We start from the raw sequence: 16,326 nt of genomic DNA on the forward strand, positions 1-16,326 counted from the left end.
ACTGCTAAATGCAACGCTACTTACAGGTAAGGAATGTCCAGTTAGGGTACGAATTAGTTTGCCAGTGCTGCTGTCCCAGATTTTGATCGTCTTGTCAGCACTTCCAGAAACAATTTTGCCATCACTGCTAAATGCGACGCTAAATACATATGAGGAATGTCCAGTTAAGGTGCGAATTAGTTTGCCGGTGCTGCTGTCCCAGATTTTGATCGTCTTGTCGTCACTTCCAGAAGCAATAGTTTTGCCATCACTGCTAAATGCGACGCTAAATACATATGAGGAATGTCCAGTTAGGGTGCGAATTAGTTTGCCGGTGCTGCTGTCCCAGATTTTGATCGTCTTGTCGTCACTTCCAGAAGCAACTGTTTTGCCATCACTGCTAAATGCGACGCTATATACAGTTGAGGAATGTCCAGTTAAAGTGCGAATTACTTTGCCGGTGCTCCTGTCCCAGATTTTGATCGTGTTGTCGTCACTTCCAGAAGCAACTGTTTTGCCATCACTGCTAAATGCGACGCTATATACAGATGAGGAATGTCCCTCCAAGGTATTTGTTTCTTGAATCTCCGCTAAAATCTCTTGGATGCTCAATATGGGACTCAAAGCAGGGTAATCGACAATCGAGGGCTTTTCTTTCACCAACTTCTTGAGAGTTTGCCCAGCTTGCATTGCCATGACTAAACTTTGAACACTTTCATATTCATTCGATTTAAACTGTTCTAAAGCATAGCTGCCTTGTTGTTCCACTTCACTAATACTAAAAGCCCTTTGTCTAGCTTGTTCTACCAGTGCTGCTACTCCTACCGCTCCCAGCAGTGTCACTCCCAAAATAGCAGCCCCAATATAAGTTTGTCGTCGTGTTTTTTGTTGCGCTTGCGCTAAACGCTGATTCGCTTGTCTCTCTTCTTCTAAAGCGATTTCTGCTTTCTGTTGTGCTTCTGCTAATATTTGCTTCGCTTGTATTTCCGCATCCAAGGCAATTTGCACTTCTTGCCGGTCTAACTGCTGACTTGCAGCTAAAAATTGATAATCGCGATCGCTTAAACTTTTGCCCACAGTCCATGTCTGAGCATCTCGCAATGTTTGCCCCCGCAACAAACGCGATTCATCCTGACAATCAGAATCAAACCACGCTGTTAACGCTTGTGCATAGGGACGCAGTTTGGCAAATGCTTGATCGACCCAACTTTGATTAAAAACCGCTGCGTAAATGCGGTTAGAAACTCTTAATGCCTGCTGCTTCACAACCAACCCGGAAAGCCGCAATTCCATTTGCTCTGAACTGTCATCCCCCGCAACTTCACCGTGTTGCAATATTTGCTGATATAATCCCAGCAAACGCCCAGCACGCTGCTGATTTTGCAACAAGCGATCGCGTATCGTCCGCAAATGCTCTGGTTCATCCTGCGATTCCCAATTTCTGATAATGCGCGATCGGACTAACTCTTCAATTTGGGATTCGACGGAGAAGACGCGATTAATCGCGTCACTACGGACTAATTTACAAACCTTCTGGGTGAGAAACGGTTGTCCACCAGTCCAAGTTAAAATCTCTCGCAGCACTGCTTGCGGATTACTCACCTTGCCCACAAACCCTTCAGCTAATGGTGCTGCTTCAGCGAATTGAAAACCAGTCAGTGCGATCGCTCTACCAATATTAAACGGTGTCCGCTTTTTATCCGCAATCAAATCTGAAGGTGTCGCTACCCCAAACAGCGTGAAAGTAATCCGCTTATACTCTGGATTATCAGCACGCAAGTTATAGCAACTTCTAATTAAAGCAAAAAAATCGTCTATCGAAAAACTCAAACTCAGGATGCTATCGATTTCATCCACAAAAATGACAATTTGTCCAGAAATCTCCACCAACAAAACATCTTCGATAAACTTGCCGAATCGCTGCACCGGAGAAAGTAAACCGTGACTCTCCCACCAGCTATCTAAATCAAATCTATCGTATAAATACAAACTACCAACTATACTATCAATCACCCCCGCATACCATTGCTCAGGTGTGATATCCCAAGTTCCAATCGCGGTAATATCAATCGCCGCACAAGCAATTCCCTCACCCTGCAAGCGTTCCATAGTTCGCACCCGCAAGCTGGATTTTCCCATTTGCCGCGAGTTCAACACATAGCAAAACTCCGCCTCCTTCAAGCCGATGTATAAATCATCATCAGCCTGCCGCGTCACGTAAGTGGGAGCATCAGCCGGTAGACTTCCCCCAACTTGATATTCATACTTTGGGTGGGGTGGTTTCATTAGGGGAGGGGGAGAGGGGGGGAGGGGGAGGACAAGGGGGAGGGGGAGGACAAGGGGGGGAGGTTTAAATTTAATAATGATATCAATAAAGCGGCATCTGTCCCGACGATTAAAATCGCCCGATGCAACTATTTATATAACCATAATTAAAAGTAAAATAGCGATCGCTCGGACTGCCTACCTAATTAACCTTGTAATTAAAATTTACGTATATATTGCTTTGATATGAGTTCGCAATCTGACAAAATTCTCGTTGTAGACGATTCTCCTGATAACATATTTTTAATCAAAAGCATTTTGGAGGAAGAAGGCTACACAGTTAGCACGGCAGAAAATGGTGCTTCAGCGTTAGCAGAAATTGAAACATCTGGTTGTGACTTGGTATTGCTAGATTTGATGATGCCGGGAATGGATGGTTACGAAGTTACAAACCGTGTGCGTGGCAATACGCAATTGCCATATATTCCGATTCTGCTGATTACGGCACATGACGCACCGAATGTTGCTCAAGGATTAGATTTGGGTGCTGATGATTTTATCCGCAAACCTGTAACCGTGGATGAATTATTAGCACGAGTGCGATCGCTTCTGCGACTCAAACACAGCATAGACGAACGTGACGAAATAGCAAAACAGCGAGAAGATTTTGTCTCCCGTCTCACCCACGACTTACGCACCCCTTTAGTAGCAGCAGATCGAATACTCATGCTGTTTCAGCAAGGTGCTTTAGGAAATCTATCGGCACAAATGGAGGAAGTTATTGTTATCATGGCTCGCAGCAATACCAACCTGCTAGCAATGGTGAATACCTTATTAGAAGTTTACCGCTTTGAAGCCGGTCGCAAAACCTTGGCATTTCAACCAATTAATCTGCGATCGTTATTAGAAGAAGTTGCAGGAGAACTAACACCTTTAGCGCAAGCCAAATCACTTTGTATAAATCTGGATTTGACAGAAGAGTTAACCAGTAAAATGATAGGCGATCGCTTAGAACTACATCGCTTATTCACCAACCTTGTAGGCAATGCTATCAAATTTACCGACACCGGCTCAATTACCATCCGCTTAACTTCTCAAGCTGAAATTGTTACCATTGAAGTAGCAGATACAGGTTCAGGTATTCCCCCCCAAGAACAAACCACCTTATTTGAACGATTTCGCCAAGGAAGCCACAAAAGTTCTGGTAGTGGTTTAGGACTTTATCTTTCTCGTCGAATCGTCGAAGCACATGAAGGAACAATTCGAGTCAATTCCGAATTCGGTAAAGGTAGTGTATTTATTGTTAATTTACCCGTCAAATCAACGCATATTAAAACGTAGTATCCCAATTTTTACCAAATCCAAATAACTCTAACTCATACTCCGCGCACCTTTGCGTATACCTCAGCGCCACTCTGCGTTTCCAAATAAACTCAAACATTTTGAATGTTAGAAAAAAACATGCATACTAACTTATCCATCCCTGATATTATCCGCAAACAACGTGACTTTTTTCAAACAGGAGAAACCAAAAGTATTGATTTTCGCCTTGCCCAATTAAAAACTCTCAAACAAGCAGTAATTGAGCATACACAACTTATTCTCGAAGCACTGCAAGCCGATTTAAAGAAACCAGAATTTGAAGCTTATGCTACAGAAGTTTTAGTATATAAGGAAATTGATTCTGCAATAAAAGATATTAAAAATTGGACTCAGCCTAAGAAAGCACCAGTTTCCCTTGACTTTTTCCCTGCATCGGCACGAATTTATCCCGAACCGCTGGGAGTGGTTTTAATTATTAGTCCTTGGAACTATCCATTGCAGTTGATTATATCCCCATTAGTGGGTGCGATCGCTGCCGGCAACTGTGCAATTCTCAAACCTTCAGAACTCGCACCTCATACCTCTCGTGTTTTAACAGAAATCATTAGCAAATCTTTCGATCCGGCTTATATTACAGTGTTAGAAGGAGGTGTGGAAACAAGTCAACAACTATTAGCAGAAAAGTTTGACCACATCTTTTTCACTGGGGGTACAGCAGTCGGTAAAATAGTCATGGAAGCTGCTGCAAAACACCTCACACCAGTTACTTTAGAATTAGGCGGTAAAAGTCCTTGCATTGTCGATGATGACATCAATCTTGAACAAACTGCCAGACGTATTACTTGGGGTAAATTTCTCAACGCAGGACAAACTTGTATTGCACCTGATTATCTTTTAGTTGATAAAAAAATCAAAGATAATTTGTTAGCTGGCATCCAAAAATGCTTGAAAGAATTTTATGGTGATAATCCGGCAACAAGTCCTGATTATGCCAGAATTATTAATCAAAAACACTTTGACAGGTTGGTTAACTTATTAAAAGATGGTAAAATTATAGTTGGTGGAGAAAGTAATTCTTCAGAATCTTATATTGCCCCAACGGTGATTGATAAAGTTTCCTCAGCAGATGCAGTGATGCAGGAGGAAATTTTTGGACCGATTTTGCCTGTGATTGAATACACAGATATTGGTGAAGCGATCGCCTTAATTAATTCTCGACCAAAACCCCTAGCTTTATATTTATTTTCCCAAAACAAAAACCTGCAAAAGCAAGTATGTCAGCAAACTTCATCCGGAGGAGTTTGCATCAACCACACAATAATACAATTTGGTGTCTCATCTTTACCATTTGGTGGTGTAGGTGAAAGCGGTATTGGTAGCTATCACGGTAAAGCTAGTTTTGACACATTCTCCCATTACAAAAGCGTCTTACACAAGCCTTTCCTGCTAGACGTTAAATGGCTGTACCCTCCCTACAAAGGTAAATTATCCTTACTAAAGCGAATTCTTGGGTAATTGAGAATTGGGAATTGGTAATAGGTAATTTTGTTGAGGGGTAAAGGGTAAAGGGCAAGAAAGAAGAAATATTTCTCAAGAAAGCTTTCCCTGCTTCCCCTGCTTCCTTGTCTCCCTTGTCTCCCTTGTCTCCCTTCTCCCCCATTCCCCATTCCCCATTCCCCATTAAAAGCTGCTATAACGTTCTTCAGCCCAAGGTTCACCACGACGGTGATAACCATTACGTTCCCAAAAACCGAGTTCTTCGCGCTCTAAAAATTCTAAACCATTAATCCATTTAGCACTTTTCCAAGCGTAAAGATGGGGAACAACTAACCGCATTGGACCACCATGTTCTGTTTGCAAATCTTCATCAAATACTTTAAAAGCAAAGAAGTTTTCTTCGCGCACAAAATCTTCCATTGCAATATTAGTAGTGTAGCCACCGTAGCTGTGTTCCATAATGTGAGCCGCTTTCGGGTCTACCTCAATCAGCTTCATAAAATCTGTAACTTTAATCCCAGTCCACTTGACATCGAGTTTTGACCAACGTGTTACACAGTGAAAATCTGCTGTGAATTGATGTTGGGGTAATGCCATAAAATCAGACCAAGTAAAAGTTTGGGGTTTTGCCAAACCCCAAACTTTAAATTTCCATTCATCTATGTTAATTTTCGGCGTTGCACCGTAAGTTAAGACAGGGAAGCCTTTAGTTAAATATTGTCCTTGAGGAACGCGATCGCTTTCTTCTTTTTGTGGTTTCTGAAAAAATTTACCTAGCATAATTGAAGAAAAATAAGTTTTCGGAAGATAAGTAGGTGAGCGTAATTAAATATAAAATGTACTCCTAATTCGTAGTGAGCGGTTTACCGCTCATAGCAAAGATTTTGAGGGCTAGAGCCGCTCACTACATTTAAAAGCGTTTATCTTACACTCATTTACTTAATTAATCTTTATATGATTATTTATGCCTTGGTCATCGGTCATCGGTAATAGATAATGGGTAATGGGTAATGGGTAATGAGTGATGGGTGATGGATTTTACCAATTCCCAATTACCTATTACCAATTCCCAATTCCTGATTAACTTTTCTAACTACCTATTCAAGAGTAAATTATGATTCCTCTTCTTCCTCTTCTTCAGCAGTTGGATAGACAAATGTAGAACGTCCAGACAAAATCGACTTGCCTAAAGAGAGAGCTTTCTGAGCTTCAATTACAGCTTTGTGCCTCCAGGTAGCTCGGCGTTTATCTCTTTTGGACTTCGATGTTTTCTTCTTAGGAACAGCCATGACAGCAGATATCGCAATTTTTGACAACCTTTTTATTCTAAGCCATCAATTGTCAATCAGTTAGTAATTGATTTTCACAAATATTCTGCTCCATACCCTTCTAGGGTATGGCTACAAAAACGAAGCCTGCGGAGGCAGGCTTTGTTAGTATAGCCGAGCCAGTGCGTTGGGGAGCCAGTGCCGTGGTGAGGCAACGCGGTCTTGGGGGTCTCCCCCATGAGCGATTGCCGAAAGGGTTTCCCGACTTGAGGCATCTGGCGTCCGGCAATGCCCGACAGTCACGCACCTGGCGTCCAGGCTGAAGCCTGAGGGCGTGAGGGCGTGAGGGCGTGTTTTTGCGCTTTATCTTCCGAAGCTGAGGATCTTAGGCATGTGTCTTTGCAGCAAAATCGCTCCGAAATTAGACAGCAAACAGGTGATTGCTAGCCACATGAGGATATAAGTAGGAGCCATGACGACGCCGATCATGAACCAAGTATAGACATGCAATATCATCACTACAGCGAAAAACGTGGCAATTGTACACGCTTGCCATACTTGATGTGTTGGGCGGCGTAGTGCTGCCAGAATGATTGTTGAGGATGTTGCAAGTAAGTTGGCTGGCACGAGAAATGCACAAATAGTCGCGCAGTTGGCGCGGGATAACTCAGTTATGGTGTTGAAATCGAGCATTAATTTGTTGGGATAATGTCAACATCTTAAGAATTTATTTATATTTAATCTATTTTTAGATAATTTAATTAACCTTAGCATACAGCTGAAGTGAAGAAATGAGGAATTTAACATAAATTAAAATACGCTGTTCATATCCCCGACAACTTTTACGAAGTCGGGGATATGAGATATCAACAACAAGAAGATAGGGAGATAGGGAGATAGGGAGATTTCCCCCATTCCCTACTTCCTCAATTTTTAACGCCAAGATTCAATAATTACTGCTGCTGCTAACAAGCACAACAGGATAATTCCTAACTTTTGAAACCAAGTTACTACGAAAGGTAGTAGTATTTGGGCAATAGGTAAGGCGTTAAAAGCTGTTGATAAAATGTAGGCGATCGCAAAACCTAACATTACCAACAAGAAATACTTGAGAATTTTGGAAACCAATCTCATTAAAGGCGTATATTGATTCGTAGTCATAGTTATGCACTCACATTATGTTGCTGATTAAAAAAAGCTGAATCGCGTTTACAAGATGATCGATGATAAAAAAGGTTGCTTTGGCTTTTCTGGCACTGATTTTTTATTTTGCTTACCATCATTAGCTAACAGCGATACTATTACCAGCATGGTGAAAATAAGCAGCAAAAATGAACCAAAACTAAATCGATTCCGATCTATTTCTCTATCAAAACCGCATTTCAGGCAGACATATCTGTTAGGATTATGCGTGTCTTGGGCAAAAGGACAATGATTGCTTTCGCAATCGTGAGGACAGTCTTTTTGGAACATAATTTAACCCCGTAATTAAGAGTTAGCTAGTAAATGTTCGGACGTTTTCCTCAATTGAGTCAGTAAATACCTCAGGTAGTTTTAGATAACACAGCTTTAATTAGTCATTTATATATGTACTGTTGGCACAATTACTAACACTCCTTCTTTCACCGCAGTATCAGAGTTATAAAAAATATCTCCTCACCAAATTAACTCTGAGCATTTCTGGAGATTGTGCCCTTTAAAGCTGGGTAGTAAACTTTATCTTTCATACTACAAAGTGTATTGAATAATTTATAGCTTGTCAGCCGGATGAAGTGGGTACTTTCACTTACGAAATTTGTGGGAAAAAGTAGGTTCTGTGGAAATAAGTTGGAAAAAGTAGGAAAAATCACGCTACATTGAAAGAAAAAACGATACTTCAACTTCAATAACCAATGGGTGCGGAAGAAGCTTTAGAATTTGCCGACAGATTGGTGTTTGTAAAAACAGGGAGACACTTAGAACAACCCCAAAGGATTATATTTTCTGATTTATGGCAGGATCGGCGAAAGACGTATGATGACATTGCCAAGAGTTGTGCATACTCGTCTGTATATTTAAAAGAAGTTGGAGCGGCACTTTGGCAGTTACTCTCAGAGGTATTGGGAGAAAAAATCACAAAGGGAAGCTTTCAAAGCGCGGTGGAACGATGGAAACAGCAGTATGACAACAACAGCGCAAGTATTGAATTGACAAATGGCGTTAGATCAAGTATTGATTCTAACTTTTTGGGACGCGATCGCGAAATAGCTGAACTCCACAACATCATCAACAGTGGTGCGAAAGTGATTCTCATCCAAGCGGAAGGTGGTGTAGGCAAAACAACTCTAGCTCGTAAGTATTTCAAAGCGCAAAATTTCGACTTTGTTTTAGAACTGTGGATGGCAACAGAAATCCAAAACCTCACCCCTGTAGAGAGTGTAGTTGAAGAATGGTTGCGGCGAGATTTTAATGAAGAACCAGGAAGAGATTTTGGGATAAACTTAGAGCGACTGCGACGAAAGCTGCGAAATCAATCTCGGAAAATTGGTGTATTTATTGACAATTTGGAAACTGCCCTTGAGAAAAATGGTAAGTTTTTAGAATCTCGTCGCCCTTATGTGGAACTATTAAGAGTATTAAGCGATTCGGATGTGCATTCAGTTACTTTAGTCACAAGTCGTGAGCGTCTGCGTGAGTCGAGTCTAGAAGTTCATCTTTACTCATTAGAAGGTTTAGATGAGCAGGTATGGCAACAATTTTTCAGCAGTCGTAACATAAATTGTAATTCAACCGTCCTGAATGAAATGTGCAGAGCTTATGGAGGTAATGCCAAAGCAATGCAAATTCTCAGAGGAGCAATATTCACAGATTTTCAAGGTGATATAGATGCATATTGGCAAGAAAACTCTACAGATTTGCTAATCGAAAGAGAGTTAAAAGATTTAGTTGCTAGCCAATTTAATCGATTACAACAAATAGATTTAGAAGCTTATCGTCTTTTGTGTCGTTTGGGATGCTATCGCTATCAAGATATTCCTTCAGTACCTATCGAGGGAATTTTCTGTTTGCTTTGGGATGTACCTGAACAACGCAGACGTGTGATTAAAGCCTTGCAAGATTTATCGTTGATAGAAGCTAAAAAAGGACAATATTGGCTGCACCCAGTAATTAGAGATGAAGCGATTGGTAGACTTAGATTAATAAGTGAAGAATGGGAATTAGTCAATCGCAAAGCCGCAGACTTTTGGACGCAGATAATTACAGAAGTCGAAAATACAACTGATGCCTTAAGCGCTTTAGAGGCTTTTTATCACTTTATTGAAATTAATGATTTTGAACAAGCAGGTGGTGTGATTCTCTACAGAAGAGATAATAAACAAAAAATTACTTTACCTTTAGGCAGTTCATTTTATCAATTAGGTTTAATTCAAAAAATAATTTCTGTAATAACGCAGATAATTGACAATATTAGCTGTCACGATCAACGTAGTAGGCTTTACAATATTCTCGGTTATAGTTATCGATTAATTGGGAGACTTTCCACAGCTTTAGAATGTCATGAAGAGTCAAGGATAATTGTAGAAGAATTTGAACTTAACATCCTGAAAATATCTCCCTTGTTTAATATAGGACTCTGCAAAATGGAGTTATGGGAGCTTGAAGAAGCTAAATTATTTTTCAATTCGGTTTGCTCGATTGTAGAACAAACTGAAACTTCATATGAGTATATCGTTTATTCAGAATGTTGTCTGGCTTTCGTCAACTCATGTTTAGAGCTAACAGAAGAGGCTTTTTCCCTAGCTGAAAAGGTGGAAACAGCCATGTCTACAACTAAATTGACAGCTTGGGGAACTGGATATAACTTATTATTTTTATGTTTCACTTATAAAAATTTAGGAAATATCCCAAAATCTTTCGAGTTATGTGAAAGAGCGATATTATATGCTGAAGAAAATCACTTTGCTCAGGTGAAAGCGAAAGCGATAAGTTGTTTAGGGGAACTTTATCGAGAACAGCAAGAATTTGATAAATCCCTTTTGCATCATTTAGAATCAATAAAAATACTTGACAAAATAGGCGCAAAATGTGATTTAGCTGAAGCTTATTATCAATTAGCATTAACTAATCACAAAAAAGGTGAAGTTAACCAAAGTATAGAAAATTTTGAGAGTGCGATCGCTCTTTTTCACGAAATGCAAGCACCCAAACAAATTGATAAAGTACAAACAGCTCTGGATGCTTTCATAAATAATCAGCCATAATTTTAGTAACCGCTGTCAAAGGAGAATAGATATTAATGGTAACTTCTACAATTCTTACAAATGTATCAACATTTTCCTTAGAAGACTGGATGCAAAATCCCCCTGAGAATACAGAATGGGTGGATGGGCAATTAGTGGAGAAAAACGGAGTGACACTTAAACATAGTCGGATACAGTTAAAACTAGGCTCTTATTGGATAAATTACAAAGAGTCTAGCGGACAAGGGGGAGAAGTGTATACAGAAGTACCTTGTCGCACCAACAAAGAAGGACGTGTTCCTGATGTTGCTTATCTCACACCAGAACTAATTACCCAGTTTGGTGAACCTGCTGTTTTACCTCAAAGTTTTCCACTAATTGCTGAGATAGTTTCTCCTACAGATTTGGCTGAAGATGTAATTGCTAAATCTCAAGAATATTTGCAGTCTGGATGCGAAGAAGTTTGGTTAGTGTTTCCCGAAAATCGTTGGATAATTACGATTACCAAAAATCAGCGACTTGTGTTTACTGATAGTGAAATTGTCAGCACTCAAACTATATTAAAAGGTTTCAATGTATCAGTTGATGAATTATTGGGCTAATTTAAAAAGTTAGGAGTTAAGAGTGATGAGCAAAAAAAGTTAGGAGTTAAGAGTGATGAGTGAGTAGTTAAATTGACAACTCCTAACTCCTAACTCCTAACTCCCCACTCCCCACTTTCCACTCCCAACTCCTAACTCCTAACTCCTAACTCCTAACTAACGATACCCGAAAATCTCTGACATCGCTGCTACAATATCAAGATAAAAGTTACCTTGCACTGCCCGAAACAACTCAAATTTAGTTCCAGGTGCCCCAAAAAATGGTCTGAGAAACCATCCTAACTGCATCCCCACAAAAGCATAAAGAAATAGCCAGGATCTTAAAATAGTCGTGCGGGTTCGTTTTCCTACCTCATCTTGTTGAGAAAGTAACTGCATTCCTTCATAAAGGAATTTAACCCCAAATGCACCTGTGATGCCAAAAACTAACACATTCAATAGCTTGAAAAATTGATAAGAATCTGGTGCAGTAATCATAAAAAACAGCGTAACTGGTGCCAAGCTAAATAACAAAACACTAATCACTGACACAGCTGTGAGCAATACTACAAAATGCTGTTGAATACTGCTACGGGAACCAAACAAAACATTAAAAAAGAACAAAGTTGGAAAACAAATGATGAGCGTTAATAAGTAAAACGCTGGTAATTTAATCGCACCAGATAACGCTTGTGCCCAACTATGAGATGCACCAATAATTCCCCCATATATGGCAAAGAAAATAGAACTAGAAACAAACAAAGAAGTAGTCTTACTTTGTAATCCCGTTCCCTGACGAATTTCTTCGAGAAAATTTTGGCGATCGCGCAATAAACTAATCAGAACAGCAAAGTGCTTTATTTGACGAGATTGCTTATGAAGCATATTAATTTTGTTGGTTGTTATTTGTGAGTTGTTAGTTGTGAGTTGTTATTTGTTGGTTGTTAGTTGTTAGTTGTTGGTTGTTGGTTGTTGGTTGTTGGTTGTTGGTTGTTGGTTATTGGTTGTTGGTTGTTGGTTGTTGGTTGTTGGTTCGAGCATTGCTATCTACTAACCACTATCCACTAACAACTATCCACTATCCACTATCCACTATCCACTAACGAAATCCTAAAAGGTAGCCAATAGCTTGAATAATACTCAAATAAAAATTACCTTCCCTTTCTCGAAACAGTTGAAAAGGAGAATCAGGTGTGCCGAAAAATGGTCTGAGAGTCCATCCTAACTGACTACCTACGAAAGCATAAAGTAATAACCAAAACTGTAAGATTTTCTTGCGGGTATTGCTACCTTGATTATCTTGTTCTAAAACCAAGCTGGTTGCTTGATATAAAGAAGAAATTCCAATAAATCCAGTTAAAGCAAAGATAACTACATTTAACAAAATTAAAAATTGGTAATTATTAGTAGTTATCAAGAAAAACAGCGTGATTGGTGCAAAACTGAATAACAACACACTTGTTATTGAAACCGCAGTTAGCACCAATGCAAAATGCTGAGGAAAATTCCGCCTTGAGCCAAAAATAACATTAGAAAAATACAACGTCGGCAGACAAATCAGCAACGTGATTAAATAGAGAGATGGCAATTTGACAGCGGAAGATAAAGCTTGCATCCAACTATGATATGCACCGATAATTCCGCCATAAATCGCAATAAATATCGAACTGCAAACTAGTAGAGAAATGATTTTACTTGGTAATCTCGTTCCTTCGCGAATTTCTTCTAGAAATGCTTGGCGATCGCGCAATAAACCAATTAGTACCGCAAAGTATTTTATCCCTTGAGATTGCCGTTCTATCATATTATTCTCACAAACGTTGTTGAAGTTGAATTTTTCTCAAATTATCAATCAGAATAGTCACCACCAGAACCATATTTCCAAGCATCAATCAAACGATGCCAGTAATATTGCTGTTCGCTTGGCAAACTTTTTACCCACGGTTCTAGCATTGGACTTAGCCGAAAGAAAACAGAATAAATACCTAAATTGCCATAATGCACCGTCCAATCTAGCAAACTTGTTAAACCTACTTGCGGTATGACTTTGGCAATCAATCCCGGATGCGCCAAACCCGTTTTTAAAAGTGTTTGCGTTAATGCCGGAAACTGCACCACATCTTGCAAAAAAGGCTTAAGTACAGGTTCACCTAACTGTTGCATTTCTTGAAATACCGCCGAGAGTAATTGATTAATTTGATCGGGGGCAATTTTTTGATTTACACCTGCACTCATCGCCTTTTGAAATAGCCAAGTTACAGTTAAACTTGGCTGATATGGTTGTAGTATGGAAAGCGACTTTGCAGATAATTGATTTGTTTCCAGCGCTTCATGAATGCCAAATGTTAAACGCTTTAAATGACGCACCATTGCCCCAAAACCACCAAAACTTAATGGGGATTGATTACCGCTGCTATCTCCCACTGGTAGAATGCGATTCCAACAAGTTTTTAGAGGACTTTGACGATAAGTGGGAAAGAAGCCAAACAGCGCTCTTTGCAACTTCAGCTGACTCAATGCCACACCCTGATATTCTGGCATCAAGCGAAGATAATCCTCAAAAAGAGCTTCTAAACTCAAGCGTTGTGGATGTGCATCCATGTAGGTAAACATGTAAGTGGTTCTGCCATCTTTTGCCGGAAAAGCTTCCCAGAAATACTGACATTGATTCTGCAAGGATGTGAATGATAACAACAAGTCCCCAGAATCATTTTCCGGAAATCCTTGAGCGCAACTTCCCACAACCAGACACAAAGCATCTGGTTTTTTTCCTTGTCGTGCTTGCTGCGTGATGGGAGAAAGATGTCCCATCGCGTCAATTAACAATCTGGTTTTGAACTTGCTGCCAGCAACCATCACACCATCTGGATGAACTACAGCTTCTGTAAATGGCGTGTTTTCAAACAATTTACCGCCAGCGGCAAGAAATCGCTCTTTTAAGGTATTCAGTAGATATACTGGGTCTACACCGATATTCAGTACATTTTCTACCCAAACTTCTGTACCACCTTGAAAGCTGACTCGCGCTGGATTGTATTCGGTTGCGATCGCCTGATTTAATTCCTCTTCTGTCAGCAAATTTAATTCCAAAAATACTTCTAACTCTTTGCGAGAAATATTCCACTCTTGCTCTCTACCACGCAAAATAAAGCGCTCAATCAACGCTACCCGCAAGCCTTTCAAAGCTAAAGCGCAACCTATTAAAATGCCTAAAGTGCCACCGCAGATAACAACATCCCAATCCACAGCACCCAAAGACTGCTGACTTTCTTTGACTATTGTTGGTATGGATGCGTTGTTTTCCCTCAGGGATGCCAAAGTACGATCGCTCCGACGCAATCGGACCAAAACATCACCCGGTAATTGTGAAAGTATCTCTTCAGTTAAAGACATAATAAAAGTAAAATCCTGCAAAGTTACTACTTTTAATCGTATCTTTGCCTGATTCTACTTCATTAATTTTTCTTCCTTGACAATTAAATAATTACCCGTCCGATGGTACTTGACTTGTGTAATAAAATATGAAAATAATATAATTTCATCTACAAAAATAATATTTGATCGAATCAATCAGCCATCTATATAAGCCTTTGAAGGTGATTATTACCTTCAAATAAATTTAATCTCTTCAAATAAGCTTTTAATTAAGTTTGTTTATTTAAAGAAATTATAAAGGTATCCTAAAAAGTGTTTTTTCATCCGGAAAAAATATTATCTTAAAAAAAGTTAACAATGTAGGAGATTGTAAATTTTTTCTATGAAAATCGCCTTTATAGTCAAGTATTTTCCAGTTTTATCAGAGACGTTCATCCTCAATCAAATTACAGGTTTGATTTCGCGTGGACACAAAGTTGATATTTATAGTTATCCAACAGATGATATTGATAAAGTGCATCCTGATGTAGAAAAATATGACTTACTAAAACACACTCATTATTACCCGCATGTTCCCGAAAATTATTTGTGGCGCTTTATAAAAGGTCTAGAATTAGTATTTAGGCATTTTTTGAAAGCTCCTTTAGTGTTGATGCGATCGCTTAACATTTTCAAATATGGCAAACGAGCCGCTTCTCTGAGGTTATTGTATGCGATCGTACCCTTATTAAACACCGAAGCATACGATATTATTCATTGCCAATTTGGGATGTACGGAATTGATGGAATGATTTACCGTGATATTGGTGCCATCAAAGGAAAGTTAATTACTTCATTTCGTGGTTACGATATCAGTTCGTATGTAAAAGAGCGCGGCAAAGACGTTTACAAAGAATTATTTGCCAAAGGAGATTTTTTTCTGGCAAACTGCGAATTTTTCAGACAACGAGCCATTAAACTTGGTTGTGATGAAAAAAAAATAGTCGTACATGGTTCGGGAATAGATTGCAATAAATTTACATTTAAAACACGATATCCCCACCCCGACGGCAAAATTCGCATAGCCACAACGGGTAGACTTGTCGAAAAAAAAGGTATAGAATACAGTATTCGCGCCGTCGCCAAACTAGCAAATATTCATCCAATTGAATATAATATTATCGGCGATGGATATTTGAAAGAACACTTACAGCAGCTTATTGAAGAACTGAGTGTTACCAAGCAAGTCAATTTACTTGGTTGGAAAAATCAAAAAGAAATTATTGAAATTTTAGATAAAACCCATCTATTTATCGCTCCAAGCGTAACCGCTGAAGATGGAAACCAAGATGCACCCGTCAACACATTAAAAGAGGCAATGGCAATGGGTTTGCCAGTGATAGGAACTCTACACGGTGGTATTCCAGAATTGGTAAAAGATGGAATTTCTGGTTTTCTTGTCCCAGAAAGAGATGTTGATGCTATATCTGAAAAATTAAGCTATTTCATTCAGCATCCAGAAATTTGGGAAAAAATGGGTTCATCTGGTCGTGCTTATGTAGAAAAGCACTACGATATCAACAAGCTTAATGATGAATTAGTAGAAATTTATGAACTAGTAGCGAAAAATAATTCACAACAAACAAGCGATCGCAATAGGTTTGCCAGTTATAGGAACTCTACAAGCTGGTATTCCCGAATTAATAGAACATAATATTTCTGATTTTATTGTACTAAAGGAAGATGCTAATCCCATGTCGAAAAAGGTAAAATATCTCATCAACTTAAATAAGTGCATTCTACATAACTCCTTTTAACCAAAACCTGATTTAATTGCTT

At 39.3% G+C, this 16,326-nt stretch carries 16 protein-coding genes; 6 read left to right on the forward strand and 10 right to left on the reverse strand.

Features of this window, described 5'->3' with window-relative positions:
• On the reverse strand, positions 1–2,265 hold a 2,265-nt coding region (locus tag PI95_RS05660), incomplete at its 3' end, for an AAA-like domain-containing protein (RefSeq protein WP_201280306.1).
• Positions 2,266–2,490: 225 nt separating this feature from the next.
• Between PI95_RS05660 and PI95_RS05665 the strand changes: the two genes are divergently transcribed.
• Positions 2,491–3,585 carry an ATP-binding response regulator gene (locus PI95_RS05665; RefSeq protein WP_039753672.1) on the forward strand — a complete coding sequence of 365 codons (1,095 nt, stop codon included), beginning with the start codon at positions 2,491–2,493 and terminating at the stop codon, positions 3,583–3,585.
• A 120-nt stretch (positions 3,586–3,705) separates the two neighbouring features.
• Positions 3,706–5,082 (forward strand): aldehyde dehydrogenase, encoded by a 1,377-nt coding sequence (locus PI95_RS05670; RefSeq protein WP_039754239.1) that lies wholly within the window; start codon positions 3,706–3,708, stop codon positions 5,080–5,082.
• Here PI95_RS05670 and PI95_RS05675 read toward each other — a convergent pair.
• From PI95_RS05675 to rpmF, 3 genes are all read right to left on the reverse strand, one after another.
• Positions 5,040–5,234, reverse strand: a complete 195-nt coding sequence (locus tag PI95_RS05675; protein WP_163518638.1) for a hypothetical protein — start codon at positions 5,232–5,234, stop codon at positions 5,040–5,042. The genes PI95_RS05670 and PI95_RS05675 overlap by 43 nt on opposite strands.
• 13 nt (positions 5,235–5,247) lie before the next feature.
• Positions 5,248–5,844, reverse strand: a complete 597-nt coding sequence (locus tag PI95_RS05680) for a sulfite oxidase-like oxidoreductase (RefSeq protein WP_039753671.1) — start codon at positions 5,842–5,844, stop codon at positions 5,248–5,250.
• 332 nt (positions 5,845–6,176) lie between these two features.
• Positions 6,177–6,353 carry a 50S ribosomal protein L32 gene (gene rpmF, locus PI95_RS05685; RefSeq protein WP_039753669.1) on the reverse strand — a complete coding sequence of 59 codons (177 nt, stop codon included), beginning with the start codon at positions 6,351–6,353 and terminating at the stop codon, positions 6,177–6,179.
• Positions 6,354–6,460: 107 nt separating this feature from the next.
• Between rpmF and PI95_RS05690 the strand changes: the two genes are divergently transcribed.
• Positions 6,461–6,655 (forward strand): hypothetical protein, encoded by a 195-nt coding sequence (locus tag PI95_RS05690; protein WP_163518639.1) that lies wholly within the window; start codon positions 6,461–6,463, stop codon positions 6,653–6,655.
• Positions 6,656–6,695: 40 nt separating this feature from the next.
• Here the strand turns inward: PI95_RS05690 and PI95_RS35625 are convergent, their stop codons facing one another.
• The 3 genes from PI95_RS35625 to PI95_RS05705 form a co-directional block, all read right to left on the reverse strand.
• A complete protein-coding gene (locus tag PI95_RS35625; RefSeq protein WP_039753667.1) occupies positions 6,696–7,025 on the reverse strand; it encodes a hypothetical protein in 330 nt (109 codons plus the stop codon).
• Between the two features lie 240 nt (positions 7,026–7,265).
• Complete coding sequence (locus PI95_RS05700; protein WP_039753665.1) at positions 7,266–7,493, reverse strand: hypothetical protein; 228 nt, start codon at positions 7,491–7,493, stop codon at positions 7,266–7,268.
• A gap of 48 nt (positions 7,494–7,541) precedes the next feature.
• Complete coding sequence (locus PI95_RS05705) at positions 7,542–7,805, reverse strand: hypothetical protein (protein WP_039753664.1); 264 nt, start codon at positions 7,803–7,805, stop codon at positions 7,542–7,544.
• A 419-nt stretch (positions 7,806–8,224) separates the two neighbouring features.
• Between PI95_RS05705 and PI95_RS05710 the strand changes: the two genes are divergently transcribed.
• Both PI95_RS05710 and PI95_RS05715 read left to right on the forward strand, forming a co-directional pair.
• On the forward strand, positions 8,225–10,573 hold the full coding sequence (locus PI95_RS05710) for an ATP-binding protein (protein ID WP_039753662.1): 2,349 nt from the start codon (positions 8,225–8,227) through the stop codon (positions 10,571–10,573).
• Positions 10,574–10,608: 35 nt separating this feature from the next.
• Entirely contained in the window at positions 10,609–11,154 is a 546-nt protein-coding gene (locus PI95_RS05715) for a Uma2 family endonuclease (protein WP_039753661.1), read from the forward strand.
• Positions 11,155–11,310: 156 nt separating this feature from the next.
• Here the strand turns inward: PI95_RS05715 and PI95_RS05720 are convergent, their stop codons facing one another.
• The 3 genes from PI95_RS05720 to PI95_RS05730 all read right to left on the reverse strand — a co-directional run bounded on the left by PI95_RS05720 (position 11,311) and on the right by PI95_RS05730 (position 14,526).
• Positions 11,311–12,018: a hypothetical protein gene (locus PI95_RS05720; RefSeq protein WP_039753660.1), complete on the reverse strand. Its 708-nt coding sequence runs from the start codon at positions 12,016–12,018 to the stop codon at positions 11,311–11,313.
• Positions 12,019–12,232: 214 nt separating this feature from the next.
• Positions 12,233–12,937 carry a hypothetical protein gene (locus PI95_RS05725; protein ID WP_039753658.1) on the reverse strand — a complete coding sequence of 235 codons (705 nt, stop codon included), beginning with the start codon at positions 12,935–12,937 and terminating at the stop codon, positions 12,233–12,235.
• Between the two features lie 44 nt (positions 12,938–12,981).
• Positions 12,982–14,526, reverse strand: coding sequence for an NAD(P)/FAD-dependent oxidoreductase (locus PI95_RS05730; protein ID WP_039753657.1), 1,545 nt, complete (start codon positions 14,524–14,526; stop codon positions 12,982–12,984).
• 364 nt (positions 14,527–14,890) lie between these two features.
• Between PI95_RS05730 and PI95_RS05735 the strand changes: the two genes are divergently transcribed.
• Entirely contained in the window at positions 14,891–16,201 is a 1,311-nt protein-coding gene (locus PI95_RS05735) for a glycosyltransferase (RefSeq protein ID WP_163518640.1), read from the forward strand.
• Positions 16,202–16,326: the final 125 nt, after the last annotated feature.

It is taken from the genome of Hassallia byssoidea VB512170 (genome assembly GCF_000817785.2).
Lineage (GTDB): Bacteria > Cyanobacteriota > Cyanobacteriia > Cyanobacteriales > Nostocaceae > Hassallia > Hassallia carrinoi.

Coding starts and splice junctions, on each gene's coding strand:
- PI95_RS05670 (WP_039754239.1), top strand. CDS start 3,706: ATGCATACTAACTTATCCATCCCTGATATTATCCGCAAACAACGTGAC.
- PI95_RS35625 (WP_039753667.1), bottom strand. CDS start 7,025: ATGCTCGATTTCAACACCATAACTGAGTTATCCCGCGCCAACTGCGCG.
- rpmF (WP_039753669.1), bottom strand. CDS start 6,353: ATGGCTGTTCCTAAGAAGAAAACATCGAAGTCCAAAAGAGATAAACGC.
- PI95_RS05710 (WP_039753662.1), top strand. CDS start 8,225: ATGGGTGCGGAAGAAGCTTTAGAATTTGCCGACAGATTGGTGTTTGTA.
- PI95_RS05680 (WP_039753671.1), bottom strand. CDS start 5,844: ATGCTAGGTAAATTTTTTCAGAAACCACAAAAAGAAGAAAGCGATCGC.
- PI95_RS05705 (WP_039753664.1), bottom strand. CDS start 7,805: ATGTTCCAAAAAGACTGTCCTCACGATTGCGAAAGCAATCATTGTCCT.
- PI95_RS05720 (WP_039753660.1), bottom strand. CDS start 12,018: ATGCTTCATAAGCAATCTCGTCAAATAAAGCACTTTGCTGTTCTGATT.
- PI95_RS05665 (WP_039753672.1), top strand. CDS start 2,491: ATGAGTTCGCAATCTGACAAAATTCTCGTTGTAGACGATTCTCCTGAT.
- PI95_RS05725 (WP_039753658.1), bottom strand. CDS start 12,937: ATGATAGAACGGCAATCTCAAGGGATAAAATACTTTGCGGTACTAATT.
- PI95_RS05675 (WP_163518638.1), bottom strand. CDS start 5,234: ATGGGGAATGGGGGAGAAGGGAGACAAGGGAGACAAGGGAGACAAGGA.
- PI95_RS05735 (WP_163518640.1), top strand. CDS start 14,891: ATGAAAATCGCCTTTATAGTCAAGTATTTTCCAGTTTTATCAGAGACG.
- PI95_RS05730 (WP_039753657.1), bottom strand. CDS start 14,526: ATGTCTTTAACTGAAGAGATACTTTCACAATTACCGGGTGATGTTTTG.
- PI95_RS05690 (WP_163518639.1), top strand. CDS start 6,461: ATGGCTACAAAAACGAAGCCTGCGGAGGCAGGCTTTGTTAGTATAGCC.
- PI95_RS05715 (WP_039753661.1), top strand. CDS start 10,609: ATGGTAACTTCTACAATTCTTACAAATGTATCAACATTTTCCTTAGAA.
- PI95_RS05700 (WP_039753665.1), bottom strand. CDS start 7,493: ATGACTACGAATCAATATACGCCTTTAATGAGATTGGTTTCCAAAATT.